The organism is Bacillus sp. NPDC077027, assembly GCF_050269555.1.
In the GTDB taxonomy this organism is placed as follows: domain Bacteria; phylum Bacillota; class Bacilli; order Bacillales; family Bacillaceae; genus Bacillus.
Window position 1 is genome coordinate 584,585 of sequence record NZ_JBNNIO010000001.1, and the last position, 16,346, is coordinate 600,930.

General features: G+C 40.2%; 22 protein-coding genes. 21 read left to right on the forward strand and 1 reads right to left on the reverse strand.

Going from position 1 to position 16,346, the window contains the following annotated elements; all coding sequences use genetic code 11:
• Positions 1–25 precede the first annotated feature (25 nt).
• Positions 26–982 carry a DUF1385 domain-containing protein gene (locus ACQKEZ_RS03190; RefSeq protein ID WP_427298727.1) on the reverse strand — a complete coding sequence of 319 codons (957 nt, stop codon included), beginning with the start codon at positions 980–982 and terminating at the stop codon, positions 26–28.
• A 220-nt stretch (positions 983–1,202) separates the two neighbouring features.
• On the opposite strand from ACQKEZ_RS03190, the gene ACQKEZ_RS03195 reads away from it, so the two are divergent.
• From ACQKEZ_RS03195 to ACQKEZ_RS03295, 21 genes are all read left to right on the forward strand, one after another.
• Complete coding sequence (locus ACQKEZ_RS03195) at positions 1,203–1,730, forward strand: YqhR family membrane protein (protein WP_427298729.1); 528 nt, start codon at positions 1,203–1,205, stop codon at positions 1,728–1,730.
• Positions 1,731–1,838: 108 nt separating this feature from the next.
• Complete coding sequence (aroQ, locus tag ACQKEZ_RS03200) at positions 1,839–2,279, forward strand: type II 3-dehydroquinate dehydratase (RefSeq protein WP_427298731.1); 441 nt, start codon at positions 1,839–1,841, stop codon at positions 2,277–2,279.
• Positions 2,279–3,340 carry a M24 family metallopeptidase gene (locus ACQKEZ_RS03205; RefSeq protein WP_427298733.1) on the forward strand — a complete coding sequence of 354 codons (1,062 nt, stop codon included), beginning with the start codon at positions 2,279–2,281 and terminating at the stop codon, positions 3,338–3,340. Before aroQ ends, ACQKEZ_RS03205 begins: the two co-directional genes overlap by 1 nt.
• A 28-nt stretch (positions 3,341–3,368) precedes the next feature.
• Positions 3,369–3,926 carry an elongation factor P gene (efp, locus tag ACQKEZ_RS03210; RefSeq protein WP_427298735.1) on the forward strand — a complete coding sequence of 186 codons (558 nt, stop codon included), beginning with the start codon at positions 3,369–3,371 and terminating at the stop codon, positions 3,924–3,926.
• 246 nt (positions 3,927–4,172) lie between these two features.
• Complete coding sequence (locus ACQKEZ_RS03215) at positions 4,173–4,457, forward strand: YqhV family protein (protein ID WP_427298737.1); 285 nt, start codon at positions 4,173–4,175, stop codon at positions 4,455–4,457.
• A gap of 68 nt (positions 4,458–4,525) precedes the next feature.
• Positions 4,526–5,449 carry a stage III sporulation protein AA gene (gene spoIIIAA / locus ACQKEZ_RS03220; RefSeq protein WP_427298739.1) on the forward strand — a complete coding sequence of 308 codons (924 nt, stop codon included), beginning with the start codon at positions 4,526–4,528 and terminating at the stop codon, positions 5,447–5,449.
• Positions 5,443–5,958: a stage III sporulation protein SpoIIIAB gene (gene spoIIIAB / locus ACQKEZ_RS03225; RefSeq protein ID WP_427298741.1), complete on the forward strand. Its 516-nt coding sequence runs from the start codon at positions 5,443–5,445 to the stop codon at positions 5,956–5,958. Before spoIIIAA ends, spoIIIAB begins: the two co-directional genes overlap by 7 nt.
• A 19-nt stretch (positions 5,959–5,977) precedes the next feature.
• A complete protein-coding gene (gene spoIIIAC, locus ACQKEZ_RS03230; protein ID WP_003153142.1) occupies positions 5,978–6,184 on the forward strand; it encodes a stage III sporulation protein AC in 207 nt (68 codons plus the stop codon).
• Positions 6,172–6,594, forward strand: coding sequence for a stage III sporulation protein AD (spoIIIAD, locus tag ACQKEZ_RS03235; RefSeq protein ID WP_427299313.1), 423 nt, complete (start codon positions 6,172–6,174; stop codon positions 6,592–6,594). Before spoIIIAC ends, spoIIIAD begins: the two co-directional genes overlap by 13 nt.
• 33 nt (positions 6,595–6,627) lie before the next feature.
• The gene (spoIIIAE, locus tag ACQKEZ_RS03240; protein ID WP_427299314.1) at positions 6,628–7,806 is read left to right on the forward strand and encodes a stage III sporulation protein AE; all 1,179 of its coding nucleotides are present in this window, start codon (positions 6,628–6,630) and stop codon (positions 7,804–7,806) included.
• Between the two features lie 13 nt (positions 7,807–7,819).
• Positions 7,820–8,449 (forward strand): stage III sporulation protein AF, encoded by a 630-nt coding sequence (gene spoIIIAF, locus ACQKEZ_RS03245; RefSeq protein ID WP_427298743.1) that lies wholly within the window; start codon positions 7,820–7,822, stop codon positions 8,447–8,449.
• Positions 8,442–9,113 carry a stage III sporulation protein AG gene (gene spoIIIAG / locus ACQKEZ_RS03250; protein WP_427298745.1) on the forward strand — a complete coding sequence of 224 codons (672 nt, stop codon included), beginning with the start codon at positions 8,442–8,444 and terminating at the stop codon, positions 9,111–9,113. The genes spoIIIAF and spoIIIAG overlap by 8 nt, the downstream gene beginning before the upstream one ends.
• Complete coding sequence (locus ACQKEZ_RS03255; protein WP_427299315.1) at positions 9,113–9,733, forward strand: SpoIIIAH-like family protein; 621 nt, start codon at positions 9,113–9,115, stop codon at positions 9,731–9,733. Before spoIIIAG ends, ACQKEZ_RS03255 begins: the two co-directional genes overlap by 1 nt.
• Before the next feature lie 193 nt (positions 9,734–9,926).
• Entirely contained in the window at positions 9,927–10,412 is a 486-nt protein-coding gene (accB, locus tag ACQKEZ_RS03260; protein WP_427298747.1) for an acetyl-CoA carboxylase biotin carboxyl carrier protein, read from the forward strand.
• Between the two features lie 11 nt (positions 10,413–10,423).
• Entirely contained in the window at positions 10,424–11,773 is a 1,350-nt protein-coding gene (accC, locus tag ACQKEZ_RS03265; RefSeq protein ID WP_427299316.1) for an acetyl-CoA carboxylase biotin carboxylase subunit, read from the forward strand.
• 25 nt (positions 11,774–11,798) lie between these two features.
• Positions 11,799–12,206, forward strand: coding sequence for an Asp23/Gls24 family envelope stress response protein (locus tag ACQKEZ_RS03270; protein ID WP_427298749.1), 408 nt, complete (start codon positions 11,799–11,801; stop codon positions 12,204–12,206).
• Positions 12,207–12,417: 211 nt separating this feature from the next.
• Positions 12,418–12,813: a transcription antitermination factor NusB gene (nusB, locus tag ACQKEZ_RS03275; protein WP_427298751.1), complete on the forward strand. Its 396-nt coding sequence runs from the start codon at positions 12,418–12,420 to the stop codon at positions 12,811–12,813.
• 11 nt (positions 12,814–12,824) lie between these two features.
• Complete coding sequence (folD, locus tag ACQKEZ_RS03280; protein WP_427298753.1) at positions 12,825–13,676, forward strand: bifunctional methylenetetrahydrofolate dehydrogenase/methenyltetrahydrofolate cyclohydrolase FolD; 852 nt, start codon at positions 12,825–12,827, stop codon at positions 13,674–13,676.
• 70 nt (positions 13,677–13,746) lie between these two features.
• A complete protein-coding gene (gene xseA, locus ACQKEZ_RS03285) occupies positions 13,747–15,093 on the forward strand; it encodes an exodeoxyribonuclease VII large subunit (protein WP_427298755.1) in 1,347 nt (448 codons plus the stop codon).
• On the forward strand, positions 15,090–15,350 hold the full coding sequence (locus ACQKEZ_RS03290; RefSeq protein ID WP_427298757.1) for an exodeoxyribonuclease VII small subunit: 261 nt from the start codon (positions 15,090–15,092) through the stop codon (positions 15,348–15,350). The genes xseA and ACQKEZ_RS03290 overlap by 4 nt, the downstream gene beginning before the upstream one ends.
• The gene (locus ACQKEZ_RS03295) at positions 15,340–16,230 is read left to right on the forward strand and encodes a polyprenyl synthetase family protein (protein WP_427298759.1); all 891 of its coding nucleotides are present in this window, start codon (positions 15,340–15,342) and stop codon (positions 16,228–16,230) included. The genes ACQKEZ_RS03290 and ACQKEZ_RS03295 overlap by 11 nt, the downstream gene beginning before the upstream one ends.
• Positions 16,231–16,346 lie beyond the last annotated feature (116 nt).

Here is a 16,346-nt window from a genome sequence, read left to right on the forward strand (position 1 = left end):
CGAAGGTATTTACCGGATTTATAAGCTAGATCACTTGATGAGCAGAATCTGACGCTGCTTTTTCTGACGCCTCTTCTAAACGAAGAAGTTCATTGAAGCTTTCGATTGCAACTTCAACTTGATCGTCAGTTGGCTCTTTTGTTGTGAGTAGTTGTAGCCAAAGTCCAGGATAGCCAAGCACTTTTAAGACTGGTACATCCCTTAGTTTGTTTGTCAATTGAAGGACTTCAAATGAAATCCCAAGCACAACCGGAATGAGCGCCAGTCGATTCAGAATTCTGACCCATAAAGGATCTGTCGGTACAAGTAAATAGACGAACATGCCGACAATGACAGTGAATAAAATGAAGCTGCTTCCGCATCTGTAGTGAAGACGAGATTGATTTTGTACATTTTCAACTGTAATGTCTTGACCCTGTTCATAGCAGTTTATGACTTTATGCTCTGCTCCATGATATTGAAATACCCTTTTAATTAAAGGTGTCATGGAAATAAAGTAAATATAGCCTAATAAAAGCATTAATTTAAAGAACGTCTCAATTGCAATTTGTGCGAAATTACCTGAAAAGATGGGACGCACCAATTCAGCTAAAAAGACAGGTACGAGTGTAAAGACGAATTTACTAAAAAGAAGTGAAAGAACTCCAATGACGGCGATTCCGAATATCATCGACAATTTCGATCCTTTTTGCTCCTTTACAAGTGAATGATCTTCTGAAGGATCAAGATCATAGCGTTCACTTGAAAAGTTCAAGTGCTTACTACCATTAGCGCTTGCTTCTACAAGTGCTGCGATGCCTCTGATAAACGGGATTCTCTTAAGGAAGGTGACCTGTTTATGAGAGGTTCTAGGAAGTCTTAGAAATTCGATGGATTGATCTTTACGACGGATGGCTGTTACATAGTTCTTTTTGCCCCCGAACATCACACCTTCGACGACTGCCTGGCCTCCATATGCTGGAGGTTTTGTTTGATTGGACATGATTATCAACCTACCTGTTTCCTGTAATTTACATGCATTTCTTTATACTCCTATTGTACAGGAAAAAAAGCGAAATCACTAGGTTCACATGTCGATTATCTACTAGATTTCTAACGACTCCTTTTTAGGCAGTATACCCTGTTTTATACATTTTACACATATACATTGAAATCCTTTTTTTTATGACTTTTTGGACATACTACTTGTTGGAGGTGTTCGTATGAAACGTGATGAAAAAGAAAGTAATCAAGAAAAAAATCAGCAGGTGTCGACGGCTTCGTTGATTGGACGGGCAGCTGCTGTAGGTTTTGTTGGAGGTGTATTTTGGGGCTTTATCGGTTTTCTGACCCATATGTTTCATTTTTCAGAGGTGAGCCCAAATATGCTGCTTCAGCCATTTGTGCTAGGTGAATGGAAAAAGGGAGGACTTGGTACATTTTTTAGTATTGTTCTTCTAGGTATTCTTTCTATGATCGCAGCCTTTATTTACTACGGTACACTCAAAAAAGTGAGAGGGTTTTGGATAGGGTTATTGTATGGCATAGTGCTTTGGGTGCTTGTATTTTACGTGTTTAATCCGATTTTTCCCGATGTGAAGCAGGTTCAACAATTAGAACAGAGTACAATTGTGACAACATTTTGCCTGTATCTTCTTTATGGGATGTTTGTTGGTTACAGCATTTCATTTGAATATAATGAATTAACGAGTGACAAGTTAGCAAGGGCACTTGGCAACAAGACAGAATAAAGTGTAAATCCACTATTGATATGATAAAATATTTTTGGGAACGAAAGGTTTCTAAGGAAAATGAAACAGAAATCATGATGAATTGAATTCGTGTGAAGGAGTGTTAATATGCCGCATTTTTTAGTACTGAACGGACCGAACTTAAATAGGCTTGGAAAAAGAGAGCCTGCTATTTATGGTAGCAAGACACTGACTGATTTAGAAACAGATTTGTTTCAATTTGCTGAAAGAGCAAATATCCAGTTAACGTTCTTTCAATCGAATCATGAAGGGGACTTAGTGGACGCGCTGCATGAAGCAGAGGATCAGTACGATGGTGTTGTATTTAACCCAGGGGCTTTTACCCATTACAGCTATGCGTTAAGAGATGCGATTGCAAGTATATCCTTACCTGTCGTTGAAGTACATATTACTAATATTCATAAGAGAGAAGAATTTCGCCATCATTCTGTCCTCGCACCGGTGTCAATAGGACAAATTGTTGGGCTTGGGATGGAAGGATACAAATTGGCGATACGTTACTTAGTGAGTGAAGGGGGAGTTTCGTAATGAAACTTGATAAACTCAGAAAGTTACTAGCTGATTTAGAGATTGATGGTCTTGTGATTACAAGCAGCTTCAATCTGCAATATATGACCGGGTTTACTGGCTCTTCTGGTCTAGCGGTTGTATCGAAGGACCGTGCTACATTTATTACTGATTTCCGTTATACAGAGCAAGCGAAGGATCAAGTAAAAGGCTATGACATCACTCAGCATAAAGGGAGTATCGTAGAGACAGCAGCTCAAACGGCAAAAGACTTTGGTGTGAAACGCCTTGGATTTGAACAGAATCATATGACATTTGCTGTATACGAACAGTACAGAGAAAAAATGAGCGGAATAGAGCTTGTACCAGTCTCAGACTCGGTTGAAAAGTTGCGCTTGATTAAGTCAAGTGAAGAGATTAAGATATTAGAGGAAGCTGCGAAGATTGCAGATCGTGCCTTTGACCATATTCTCACATACATCAAGCCGGGCCTGACAGAAATTTCGGTCATGAACGAGCTTGAATTTTTCATGAGAAAAGAAGGTGCTGAAGGATCTTCTTTTGATATGATTGTTGCTTCGGGTGTCCGCTCAAGCCTTCCCCATGGTAGAGCAAGCGAGAAGGTTATCGAATCAGGCGATATGGTGACGCTCGATTTTGGTGCTTACTTTAAAGGATATTGTTCAGATATGACGAGAACAATCGCAGTTGGACAGCCAAGTGACAAGATGAAAGAGATTTATCATATCGTATTGGAAGCAGAAATTGCTGGTGTGGATCAGATCAAGCCAGGTTTGACAGGGAGAGAAGCTGATCGCATCACACGAGACATCATTGAAAAGTATGGCTACGGTCAATATTTCGGACATTCGACTGGGCATGGACTCGGTATGGAGGTTCATGAAGCGCCTAGTTTATCCTCTCGCTCTGACACAGTACTTGAAGAGGGGATGGTCGTAACGGTTGAGCCTGGAATCTACTTGCCAGATGTCGGCGGCGTGAGAATTGAGGATGATATTGTCCTGACAGCAGATGGTAATAAACGACTGACCCACTCACCGAAAGAATTGATCATTTTATAAAAATGATGAAATGTAGGAGGATAACTAAATGATTTCAGTAAACGATTTTCGTACAGGCCTGACGATTGAAGTGGATGGCGGCATTTGGCGCGTTGTGGATTTCCAACACGTAAAACCAGGGAAAGGTGCGGCGTTTGTTCGTTCTAAACTCCGTAACCTTCGTACAGGTGCAATTCAAGAGAAAACTTTCCGTGCAGGTGAAAAAGTAGCCAAAGCACAGATCGAAACAAAAACGATGCAATATTTATATGCTAATGGAGATCAGCACGTATTCATGGATACAAGCTCATATGAACAGCTTGAATTAAGTGAAACACAAATTAAAGCTGAGTTGAAATACTTGCTTGAAAATATGTCAGTACATATCGTGATGTACGGTGCAGAGACATTAGGTGTTGAACTACCAAATACAGTTGAGTTAGAAGTAGTTGAAACTGAACCTGGTATTAAAGGTGACACAACTTCTGGTGGTACAAAGCCAGCGAAAACTGAAACTGGCTTGATCGTTAACGTTCCATTCTTTGTGAACCAAGGAGACAAGCTTGTCATTAATACAACAGACGGTTCATACGTATCAAGAGCATAGAGCCTTGATTGAAGAAAGACTGTAAACCCAACGTTTACAGTCTTTTTTTATGGTTTTTTGACAAGTGCGCCTCACAACTCTCTCATCCTCTAATAGACCCCTTCGTTTTAAGTCTTCTATTAAATAGAAGATATTTTTTTCTAAATGGTCCTGTCATCTATTCTCTCTTTCTTCTCTCTTCATTCTAAAAAAGAAGACTACTTCAAACATCAAAAGCATATAGTGTAAAAAAAGCTGGAGGTTATCATGAAACAGTTTCTCTTTCCAGGCATTCATCCATCAGTTGCGGCAATGGCAAGCATGAGATTTTTATCTGCTGCGATTGAACTGACAGCAGCCATTTTCATCTTGCTTACGAATGATGTACGCAAGGCAGTTGTCATTAATAGCATACTAGCGATTATAGGTCCGCTTATTTTTATTATTACCATGACGATTGGAATCTATCAGATTGCGGGCCAGCTTTCCTATGCAAAGCTTATTTTTATTTTTATCGGTGTCCTGTTTATTCTTGTAGGCATCTATAAATAAAAATGGCTTGGCATAAATAGTGGAGCTCGTCATACATTTTAGAGAAGAAAAAAAGGAGGGAGATACTTTTGCAAAACTTGTTGGATATTCTCCCGCATTCTATTGGACAAGAGCTGCGAATCTTTCAAGCAAAAGAATGGGCACAAATTGAAGAAATTCGGATTCGAACAAATCGCCCAGTTGAACTCATTCAAAAGGGAGAACCCCGTTTTCTCACATATTATGCAACTGTAGAGGATGCGTCGCAGCTTTTAGGTAGACTGAGTAATTACAGCATGTACACACTTGAAGAAGAATTGAAACAGGGATATATCACGATATCAGGTGGTCACCGTGTTGGGCTTGCTGGAAAAGTCATCGTTGAGAAGGGTGTGGTGAAGGGATTAAGGGATATTTCTTCATTTAATATCCGAATAGCGAAACAGAAAATAGGCATCGGAAACCCTTTTCTTCCTTATTTATATGAACAAAAATGGTTCAATACACTCTTAATAGGCCCCCCTCAAACGGGGAAAACGACTCTACTGAGAGATTTGGCTAGGCTGAGCAGTGCTGGAGGAGAGGGAGTACCGCCGCAAAAGACAGGAATTGTAGATGAAAGATCAGAGATTGCCGGTTGCATTAGAGGTGTTCCGCAACATGAATTTGGTCATCGAATTGATGTGCTTGATGCATGCCCTAAAGCAGAAGGCTTAATGATGATGATTCGATCGATGAGTCCGGAGGTCATCATTGTAGATGAAATTGGAAGAGAGGACGATTCAAATGCTCTTTTAGAGGCGATTCATGCAGGTGTCACAATTATCGTCTCAGCTCATGGTAACTCATTAGAGGATGTTTGTAAGCGTCCTTCTTTTCAAAAGTTATGGCAGCAACGTGTGTTTGATCGTTATATAGAGCTTACTCGAAAAAATGGACCTGGCACTATCAGGCGGATTTATGACAAGAATGGTCAGGAGTTAAAATGGAGGCGAGGAGAGAGCGTATGCTGAAGTTGGTAGGCGCTGTTTTGATCGTAGCCGCAACGACATGGGGTGGCTTTGAGTTTGCAAAAAGATATAGTGAAAGGCCAAAACAAATTAGACAGCTCAGATTTGCCCTTCAATCTCTTGAAGCAGAAATCATGTATGGACAAACACCATTAGAACGAGCAACGGCCCATATCGCCTCCCAAGTGGGAGAACCGATCAGTCATTTGTTCGATCACTTTTCTGAAAAGCTACATTCAGGGACGTTTTCAGCTAGACATGCATGGAATGAAAGTTTGGATGAGACATGGGAAAAAACCTTCTTAAAAAAAGGGGAGTATGAGGCTTTAAAACAGTTTGGGGAAACACTTGGTCAGCATGATGTAACTGCACAACAAAAACATATCAAGCTCACCTTAGGACATTTGGAATCAGAAGAAAAAGAGGCAGATATTCAACAAGTAAAAAATGAAAAGATGGTCAGAAGCCTCGGCTTTTTAAGTGGATTGTTGCTCATTCTTTTATTGATGTGACAGGAAAGGAGTGCAGGTCATGGGCGTTGATGTGAACGTTATTTTTCAAATTGCGGGAGTTGGGATTGTCGTTGCATTCTTACATACAATCCTAGATCAAATGGGAAAAAAGGAATATGCCCAATGGGTTACCTTACTCGGATTTATCTATATTTTATTTATGGTCGCAACGATTGTAGATGATCTATTCAAAAAAATAAAAGCCGTATTTTTATTTCAAGGGTAAGGGAGGGCTCACGAATTGAAATTGTGCAAATTGTCGGACTTGGGTTAATTGCTACTTTTTTATCGTTAATTGTAAAGGAACAAAAGCCTACTTTTGCTTTTATGCTCGTCGTGTTTACAGGATGCGTCATCTTTCTATATTTAATTGATCAAATTTATACCATTATCTCAATGATCGAAAAAATAGCTGTAAGTGCCGGTGTGAACATGAAGTACGTTGAAACGATATTAAAGATTATTGGAATTGCCTATATTGCAGAATTTGGTGCTCAACTGACAAAGGATGCAGGACAAGGGGCAATTGCTTCCAAAATAGAGCTTGGAGGTAAAATTCTCATTTTGGTGATGGCTGTACCAATTTTAACTGTCATTATTGAAACCATTCTAGGGATGATTCCATCAATGACCTGACAGGAAGGAGTGAGCTAATTGAGGCGAACTGCCATGGTTTATGTGTTCATAGTGCTCATATGGTTGATCGCTCCTTTTGCACATGCAGAAGAAAGTCAGCCCCCAAATAGTACGGAACCGACCTCAGAAGAAGTAGTAAATGGACAGGCTGATGCACTTGAGCTTGATTCTATCAGTGATTTTTGGGAAGGGATTTTAACTGAATATGGTGGTTTCCTTCCAGAAAGTCAAAAAGCGACAATGAAAGAGCTAATTGAAGGAGATAAGCAGCTTTCTCCACAGGTTTGGTTAAAAGCATTTGTTCACTATTTATTCCATGAAGTGATTGCCAACGGAAAGTTGCTCGGCACACTCATTTTACTTACGATTTTTTGTTCACTTCTTCAGCTCCTACAAAATGCATTTCAACAAAGTACCGTCAGTAAAGTAGCATATGCACTCGTTTATATGGTGCTGATCATATTAGCGTTGAATAGCTTTCATGTTGCCATTACTTATGCGACAACAGCGATTCAAACGATGACGAGTTTTATTCTTGCACTCATTCCTCTTTTATTAGCATTGATTGCTTCATCGGGCGGAATTGTATCTGCTGGCTTTTTTCATCCCGTTATCTTATTCCTAATGAATACAAGCGGTATTTTTATTCAACACATTGTGTTACCACTCATTTTCCTATCTGCCGTTTTGAGCATTGTCAGTACACTTACAGAACAATACAAGGTGACGCAACTTGCCCAGCTTTTAAGAAACTTTGCCATCGGGGGTCTTGCTGTCTTTTTGACAGTATTTCTCGGTGTTGTTTCAGTACAAGGGGCATCGGCAGCAGTGACTGATGGAATTGCACTTAGAACAGCTAAGTTCATCACTGGGAATTTTATTCCGGTGCTCGGCAGAATGTTTACGGATGCAACGGATACAGTCATTAGCGCTTCTGTGTTATTGAAAAATACAGTTGGTCTAGTTGGTGTTGCGATCTTAATCTTTATTGCTGCCTTTCCTGCCATAAAGGTGCTATCGCTTGCGCTTATTTACAAATTGGCTGCCGCCATCTTGCAGCCATTAGGTGGTGGTCCGATCATTAGTTGTCTTGGTGTGATATCGAGAAGTGTTTTGTATATTTTTGCAGCACTTGCGATTGTTTCTTTAATGTTTTTTTTAAGTATTACAGTCATTATTACAGCTGGTAATTTAACGATGATGATGAAGTGAGGAGGGAAGCACCTTGAGTTTTCTCACAGAATGGATTACTAGCATCATTTTGTTTATTTTATTTGCGATTGTGATTGATTTGTTGCTCCCAAACTCTAGCATGCAAAAATATGCAAAGATGGTCGTCAGTCTCTTATTAATTGTTGTCATGCTGAATCCTATATTCACTTTATTCCGGGCAGACCCTGACCAAATCTTTTCGGAATTAATGAAAGATAAAGATCAAGCACAATCAGAAGATTTAAAAAAACGCATGAATTTAGAAAAAAAAGAAATACAAGCATCTCAACGTGCATATATTTTAAAACAAATGGCTGTCCAACTAGAAAAAAGCGCGGAATCTGTACTGAAAAAGGAGAGCTATGAAGTGAAAGTGATAGAAGTTCTTTCAGACAAAGAGCATCTTGATCAAAAGGTAGAGGCGAATCAATTGAACATACAAGCTGTACTCACACCTCTTTCAAATGATCATGTAGAGGCTGTGGCAAAGGTGGAAATCGATCTCACTCAGCAAAAAGATGAGGTCAAGGAATCGTCAACTGAATCACGGAGGATGGCGCAAGAACTTGCAGACTTGTGGAATGTGAATCCTGAAAACGTTGCTGTTCGAATTGAGGGAGGTGACTTGAAAGGTCATGAATGATCATGGATGGAAACATAAACTACAGCGCTTCTTCTCTTCATCTTATAAAGGAGAAGGAAAACCGAAGCTAACAAAACATCATTATTTTTTACTTGTGTTTATAATCGGGGTGTCATTCATGATTCTGAGTCAAATACTGTCACCTCCATCAAATGATCAAAAAGCGGTTGAGCCCGTATCTAAAAATCCGAGTTCTCAAGAACAAGAAGTATTTAAGCCGACCTCTACTGGCAAATCAAAAAACTCGATTGAGGAAGTTGAACAAGAATACGAAAACCAGCTGAAAGAAATTTTGGAAACCATCATTGGTGTTGAAGATGTCTCAATTGTCGTCAATGTTGATGCAACCTCTCTCAAAATCTTTGAAAAAAATAAGTCTAATAAAAGTACAATGACAGAAGAGACGGATAAAGAAGGTGGTATACGTAGTGTGACAGACCAGACAAAAGAAGAGGAGATTGTCATAATCAAAAATGGCAATGAAGAAACACCAGTTGTTGTTCAAACGAAAAAACCTGAAATCCGCGGTGTTCTCGTTGTTGCTCAAGGAGTAGACAACGTTCAAATAAAGAAAACCATCATTGAAGCTGTAACACGAGTGCTTGATGTACCGAGCCATAGAGTGGCTGTTGCCCCTAAAAAACTCAAGGAGGATTCGGAATGATGCTAAAAAAACAAACCGTTTGGCTATTAACGATGCTAAGTCTAGTTGTCGTATTAAGTGTGTACTACATTATGTCCCCGCAAGGTGAAAACGCAGTAACCGTTGAAGATACAAAACCAAAAGGGACAGAAGAGAAAAAGACGGAAACAGAAAAAGGACCTGATAAAGACAGTGAGAAGAAATCAACTGATAAAGAAACAAGTGGCAAACAAGAAGATGTGGAAACAAGTGGTGAAGAAGGTAAGGTCATTTCAGAACAGACAGATGATGAACTATTCACGACCTATCGTTTAGAGCTTGAAGATAAACGGAGCAAAAAAAGAGAGGAGTACAATGAAATTGTTTCAAGTGATGATGCAACAGCTCAAGAGAAAAGCGAAGCATATGATCAAATGACAGCGTTAAGTGAAGCAGAGGGAACAGAGCGTCAATTAGAAACACTAATTAAAACAAAAGGCTACAAAGATGCGCTTGTCAGTGCAGAGGGAGATAAGGTTAGCATTACAGTAAGATCAGATAAAAAATCAAAAGCACAGGCAGCTGATATAATCGATCTGGTGACAAATGAAATGCGCGGACTCGACAATGTCGCGGTCACATTTGAACCATCAAATCAATAAAATTTTTCGGGGCGTCCTTTTTAAAAAGGACGTTTTTTGATGCGGTTTGACGAGCTGTCTCACACTTTCAGATGAAGTTGCTGACCACAATAGTAGTTGAATTCAAATAAATCCTCCTGTAAGATGGTTATAGTATGTAGTTTTAGTACTAGCCTATAAAAAAAGATAAATCCATGCATAGGGGTGCGATTCCATGTTGAAAATTGAAGAAATTCATGAACTGATTAAATTAATTGATGAATCAACTATTGACGAATTTACTTATGAAAATGATGGAGCAAAAATTAAGCTGAAGAAAAACAAAGAAACAGTACAGCAAGTTGCAGTAGCTCCTACTCAAACGGCTCCTGTTCAAGTGGCTCCAGCACAACAAGCTCCTAAAGCACAAGCTCCTGTTCAGACCGAAGCGCCGGCACAAGAGGCGGTTCCGTCTGAAAACCTGCATAAAATTACATCCCCAATGGTTGGCACATTTTATGCTTCATCTTCACCTGAAGCAGATCCTTACGTAAGCAAAGGCTCTAAGGTTAAGGATGACTCTGTCGTATGCATCGTTGAAGCAATGAAACTATTCAACGAAATCGAAGCAGAAGTCAAAGGTGAGATCGTTGAAATTTTAGCTGAAAACGGACAGCTTGTAGAATTCGGACAACCCCTCTTTCTTGTGAAAGCAGAGTAAGGAGCACGATGATGATTAAAAAGCTATTAATTGCAAACAGAGGAGAAATCGCAGTCAGAATCATCCGAGCTTGCAAAGAGCTAGGTATTCAAACAGTGGCTGTTTATTCTGAAGCAGATCGAGAAGCACTTCATGTTCAGATGGCTGATGAAGCATATTGTATCGGGCCAACAGCATCTAAAGATAGTTATCTCAATGTCACAAACATTGTAAGTGTAGCGAAGCTCACTGGAACAGATGCTATTCACCCAGGCTATGGCTTCCTAGCTGAAAATGCTGATTTCGCAGAGTTATGTGAAGAATGCAACGTGATATTTGTTGGGCCAACAGCATCTGCTATTTCTAAAATGGGAACAAAAGATGTAGCAAGAGAAACAATGAAACATGCAGGAGTTCCGATTGTGCCTGGTTCACAAGGAATTATTAAAGATATTGATGATGCGATTTCAACAGCTGAAGGAATTGGGTATCCTGTTATTATTAAAGCAACAGCAGGCGGAGGCGGTAAAGGAATCCGAGTTGCCCGTACTGAAGAAGAGCTCATCAATGGTGTGAAAATTACACAACAGGAAGCTGCAACAAACTTTGGAAACCCAGGTGTATATCTTGAAAAATTCATCGAAGACTTTAGACACGTTGAAATTCAAGTGCTTGCAGACACCAAAGGCAATACGATTCACCTTGGTGAACGTGACTGTACAATTCAAAGAAGAATGCAAAAGCTTCTTGAAGAAACACCATCACCTGCCCTGAATGCAGATATTAGAGAGCAAATGGGTCAGGCAGCAGTAAGAGCAGCACAGGCAGTCGAATACACTGGTGCAGGAACTGTTGAATTCATTTATGATTATCATGAAGAGAAGTTCTACTTTATGGAAATGAATACACGTATTCAAGTAGAGCATCCCGTCACAGAAATGGTCACTGGTGTAGACTTGATTAAAGAACAGATCAAGGTCGCTTCAGGTGAGCCGCTTTCATTAACACAAGAAGAGGTTAAATTTGAAGGTTGGGCAATCGAGTGCCGTATCAACGCAGAAAATCCTGAGAAAAACTTTATGCCATCTGCGGGAGAGATTAAAATGTACCTTCCACCAGGCGGACTAGGTGTTCGTATTGACTCAGCAGCATACCCAGGATATGTCATTCCGCCATATTATGATAGTATGATTGCGAAAGTCATTACGTATGGTAAAACAAGAGATGAAGCCATTGCAAGAATGAAAAGAGCACTAAGCGAATTTGTCATCGAAGGCGTTCACACCACGATCCCGTTCCACATAAAATTGCTTGAACATGAAACGTTTGTAAGTGGCAATTTTAATACGAAATTTTTAGAAACATACCAAGTAATGAATTAATAACGGTTTTCGGAGGTGAATGATTGTGTCAGAAAACAATTTGCTTGAGATGAATCTTGATGAGGCGCAATTAGGAAAGGTGCAAATTGCCCCAGAAGTAATTGAAGTCATTGCAGGCATTGCAGCTTCAGAGGTTGAAGGGATTGCTGAAATGCGTGGCAATTTCGCTGCTGATGTGGCGGAGCGCTTCGGCAAGAAAAATCATCGAAAAGGTGTAAAAGTAGATGTCTCTGATGAAGGCATTACAATCGATGTGTATTGTGTAGTTGAATTTGGCCTATCCATTCCAAAGGTGTCAACTGCTGTTCAAGAAAATATCCGTCAAACCCTTTTGAACATGACAGCATTAACCATCAATGAAATCAACATTCATGTTGTTGGGATTCAATTTGATACAAAAGGGCAAGACGTAGAAGTAGATCAAGAAATGTAAAATGGTTTGAAATGAAACCAAGGAGGTATCCCCTCTTTGGTTTTTTAAAGCCCATTTTTCGGCTGTAACCGAATATTGAATTCGTCATGTTTACATTTATTCGTTTATCAAGGTGGCTTTACATGGGATCTTGGTGCGACTGTGCTCAAAATATGTTATGATTTCATTATGGATTAATGACAAACGGATAAAGTGGTTAAAGGAGTAAATAATGAAGAGAAGAACTGCAAGAGAAAAGGCGCTACAAACATTATTTCAAATTGATGTCAGCGATATTGACCCGAAAGAGGCAATGACGCATGCCCTTGACGAACAGGAAACAGATCCTTTTTTTGAGGAGCTGGTTTTTGGTGTGCTTGAGCAAAAGGACAAGCTCGATGAGATGATCTCACAACATCTGGTCAATTGGAAGCTTGACCGTATTGCGAATGTGGACAGAGCCATTTTAAGATTGTCTGTTTACGAAATGGCGTTTGAAGAAGACATCCCAGCAAGTGTCACTATGAATGAAGCAATTGAGCTGGCAAAGTGTTTTGGTGATGATAAAGCGCCGAAATTTGTAAATGGTGTACTTTCTAATATTAAAACTGACCTAAAGCAGCAATAGGAGGATTTGACATGACAGCAACTATCATCGATGGGAAAGAAACAGCAAAAGAAAAACGCGAGCAATTAGCACTGGAAGTAGAAAAGCTGAAACAAAAAGGAGTCACACCCGGACTTGCCGTTATTTTGATCGGTGAAGACCCAGCTTCTCTTTCTTATGTGCGTGGGAAGAAAAAAGCAGCAGAAGACATGGGGATGCATTTTAAACTTGATCACCTAGAAGCTTCTTTAACAGAAGAAGAATTGCTTCAATTAATTGATCAGTACAATGCAGATGATGCATTTCATGGCATCCTTGTTCAGCTTCCGTTGCCTAATCATATCTCTGAAAAAGCAGTGATTGAGCGCATTTCTCCTGAAAAGGACGTTGATGGTTTCCATCCTTTAAATATCGGGAAAATGCTACTTGGGGAAGATACATTTTTACCTTGTACACCTGCAGGTATCATTGAGTTGCTGAAAAAAACAGGCGTTGATATCTCAGGAAAAGAAGTTGTCGTTGTAGGACGAAGCAATATAGTTGGAAAACCAGTTGGACAATTGCTTCTTAACGAAAATGCAACGGTCACGTACTGTCATTCGAGAACTGCAAATATTTCAGAACACACGCTAAAAGCAGATATTTTAGTTGTTGCCGTTGGTCGAGCTAACTTCATCACAGCTGATCAAATTAAAGAAGGTGCAATTGTCATCGATGTTGGGGTCAATCGTTTGGATACAGGAAAGCTTGTGGGAGATGTTGATTTTGAAGAAGCGAAAGAGAAAGCTTCTTATATCACACCGGTTCCAGGCGGAGTAGGTCCAATGACGATTACTATGCTTGCGCATAACACTGTCAAATCAGCCAAACGTACATTAGCATAAGCTTTTGCCATTCATCCACCTGCATATTGCTGGTGGATGAATGTGCGTTTTTGAAGAGGAGGAATTCGTCATGAGTGAAAGAGCCTTTGTGACGGTCACAGCCCTTACAAAATACATAAAACGAAAATTTGATGTTGACCCTCATTTAGAGGATATTTGGATTAAAGGTGAGTTATCCAATGTCAAAATCCATTCAAGAGGACATGTTTATTTCACCTTAAAAGATGAAAATGCGAGAATGCAGGCGGTCATGTTTCAAAGGTCTGCCTCTTTATTACCTTTTTCACCTGAGAGCGGAATGAAAGTCTTAGTACGCGGCGGAATTCAAGTTTACGAGCCGAGCGGGAATTATCAGCTTTACGCAAAGGAAATGCAGCCTGATGGTGTTGGTGCGCTTCATCTTGCCTACGAAGAACTGAAAAAAAAGCTGACGAGAGAAGGCTTATTTGATGCTCACTATAAAAAACCAATTCCTGAGTACCCAACAGTCGTTGGAGTGGTGACTTCTCCAACTGGTGCTGCTGTACGAGATGTGATTACGACAATCAACAGACGGTTTAAACTAGCAAAAATCATTGTTCTTCCAGCGCTTGTTCAAGGAGAAAATGCGCCTCGCTCTATCGTGCAGCGGATACAAGAAGCAAATGAAAAAAAGCTTTGCGATGTCTTAATTGTTGGTAGAGGCGGAGGTTCAATAGAAGAGTTATGGGCATTTAATGAAGAAGCGGTAGCAAGAGCTATTTTCGCTTCCCAAATTCCGATTATTTCCGCAGTAGGTCACGAAACCGACTTTACAATTAGCGATTTCACTGCAGATATGAGAGCACCCACACCAACAGGGGCGGCAGAGCTAGCCGTTCCGAGTACGTCGGATTTAATTGAGCGACTCAAGTCAGCAGAGGTAAGGCTGACTCGTGCTGTGAAACAACGTTCCACACAAGCAAGGGAGCGTCTTTTAGCCCTTCAATCTTCTTACGCCTTCCGTTTTCCAAAACGATTACAAGAACAAAAAGAACAGCAATTCGACCATGTGTTTGATCGGTTCCAAAAAGAGCTAACCCGGCAGCTTGAACAAAAAAGACAGCAGCTGGAACGTAAAAGCTACCGACTTATGCCGCTTCATCCAAAAGAACAACTCATGCAAGCAAAAAAAAGGCATGCTGATGAAACGAATCAGCTGATTCGCAGTATGAATGTGCAATTAAAATCTGTTCATTCGCAGTTCCAATCAGTTCTTGGTAAACTAAATGCATTAAGCCCGCTCCAAGTGATGGAAAGAGGGTATAGCTTAGCTTATAAAGAGGATCAGCTCATTAAAAGTGTGAGTCAGGTCGAGCAAAAAGACCGTCTATCGATTACGATGAAAGATGGACGTCTCATCTGCGAGGTTATAGAGAAGGAGGGACAATCAACATGACTGAATCAAAAAAAACGAATGATAAAAACGTGACATTTGAAGAGGCGATGAAGGAGCTTGAAGAGATTGTCGGCAAACTCGAAGAAGGTGATGTGCCGCTAGAAGAGGCCATTCATTATTTCCAAGAAGGTATGTCCCTATCAAAACTTTGCCATGAAAAACTCCAGCATGTTGAAAAACAAATGGATTTTATCTTAAAAGAGGACGGTGAGCTGGCTCCTTTTTCAGTAAAGGAGGCAGACACGGGTGACAAGTAGACTGAATGAATTTTTAACAACACGCAAACAGGCGGTCGAAGAATATCTATTTGCCTATGTAGAGCAGTTAAATATTCCGAAAGAGCTAAAAGCATCGATGCTTTATTCGTTAGAGGCAGGCGGTAAACGGCTACGTCCAGTGCTCGTGCTCGCATTGCTTCATGCATATGGAAAAGGTGAACAAGACGGGATTACGGTTGGCAGTGCTGTCGAAATGATTCATACATACTCATTGATTCATGATGATCTTCCATGTATGGACGATGATGATCTCAGAAGAGGAAAGCCAACCAATCATAAAGTATTCGGTGAGGCAACAGCAGTGCTTGCAGGAGATGCGCTCCTAACAGAAAGCTTTCGCCTCATTACATCTCAGCTTTCAGACGGCATATCACCAGATAAAAAGCTTCGCATTATTGATGAGCTAGTTCAGTCAGCAGGAGCATTAGGAATGGTTGGCGGACAATTTGATGATATGGAAGCAGAACAAAAACAAGTATCTCTTTCAGAACTAGAATCGATTCATGCACGAAAAACAGGAAAGCTCCTTACATTTAGTGTGACAGCTGGTGCGATTTTAGCAGATGCACCACCGCAGGAAATCAAAAAGCTTAAAGAATTCAGCTACCATATCGGAATTGCTTTCCAAATTCGTGATGACATTTTAGACCTTGAAGGGAGCGAAGAAAAAATTGGGAAGCGGGTCGGCTCTGATACATTGAATGATAAGTCTACATACCCTTCTTTATTAACGCTTTCAGGGGCAAAAGAAAAGCTTAATGAGCATATTACCCGCGCTAAAGAGATTGTTTCAGGGCTCAATTTGCAGCAGCATTTACTACATGATCTTTGTGATCTGATTGCCTCAAGAGATCATTAAAAACAGCCTAGATTTGAGGGTTTCAGAATAGTTGTGGTAAACTGTAAACAGTTTATATTAAATGAGACAACTCTTATCTCTTCTATGTTTTCTAGGGATAAGGCAATATATATGTT

Excerpts from the sequence above, each read along its gene's own strand:
- ACQKEZ_RS03190 (WP_427298727.1), bottom strand. The coding sequence starts at position 982 with ATGTCCAATCAAACAAAACCTCCAGCATATGGAGGCCAGGCAGTCGTC.
- ACQKEZ_RS03195 (WP_427298729.1), top strand. The coding sequence starts at position 1,203 with ATGAAACGTGATGAAAAAGAAAGTAATCAAGAAAAAAATCAGCAGGTG.
- aroQ (WP_427298731.1), top strand. The coding sequence starts at position 1,839 with ATGCCGCATTTTTTAGTACTGAACGGACCGAACTTAAATAGGCTTGGA.
- ACQKEZ_RS03205 (WP_427298733.1), top strand. The coding sequence starts at position 2,279 with ATGAAACTTGATAAACTCAGAAAGTTACTAGCTGATTTAGAGATTGAT.
- efp (WP_427298735.1), top strand. The coding sequence starts at position 3,369 with ATGATTTCAGTAAACGATTTTCGTACAGGCCTGACGATTGAAGTGGAT.
- ACQKEZ_RS03215 (WP_427298737.1), top strand. The coding sequence starts at position 4,173 with ATGAAACAGTTTCTCTTTCCAGGCATTCATCCATCAGTTGCGGCAATG.
- spoIIIAB (WP_427298741.1), top strand. The coding sequence starts at position 5,443 with ATGCTGAAGTTGGTAGGCGCTGTTTTGATCGTAGCCGCAACGACATGG.
- spoIIIAC (WP_003153142.1), top strand. The coding sequence starts at position 5,978 with ATGGGCGTTGATGTGAACGTTATTTTTCAAATTGCGGGAGTTGGGATT.
- spoIIIAE (WP_427299314.1), top strand. The coding sequence starts at position 6,628 with ATGGTTTATGTGTTCATAGTGCTCATATGGTTGATCGCTCCTTTTGCA.
- spoIIIAG (WP_427298745.1), top strand. The coding sequence starts at position 8,442 with ATGAATGATCATGGATGGAAACATAAACTACAGCGCTTCTTCTCTTCA.
- ACQKEZ_RS03255 (WP_427299315.1), top strand. The coding sequence starts at position 9,113 with ATGCTAAAAAAACAAACCGTTTGGCTATTAACGATGCTAAGTCTAGTT.
- accB (WP_427298747.1), top strand. The coding sequence starts at position 9,927 with ATGTTGAAAATTGAAGAAATTCATGAACTGATTAAATTAATTGATGAA.
- accC (WP_427299316.1), top strand. The coding sequence starts at position 10,424 with ATGATTAAAAAGCTATTAATTGCAAACAGAGGAGAAATCGCAGTCAGA.
- nusB (WP_427298751.1), top strand. The coding sequence starts at position 12,418 with ATGAAGAGAAGAACTGCAAGAGAAAAGGCGCTACAAACATTATTTCAA.
- folD (WP_427298753.1), top strand. The coding sequence starts at position 12,825 with ATGACAGCAACTATCATCGATGGGAAAGAAACAGCAAAAGAAAAACGC.
- xseA (WP_427298755.1), top strand. The coding sequence starts at position 13,747 with ATGAGTGAAAGAGCCTTTGTGACGGTCACAGCCCTTACAAAATACATA.
- ACQKEZ_RS03290 (WP_427298757.1), top strand. The coding sequence starts at position 15,090 with ATGACTGAATCAAAAAAAACGAATGATAAAAACGTGACATTTGAAGAG.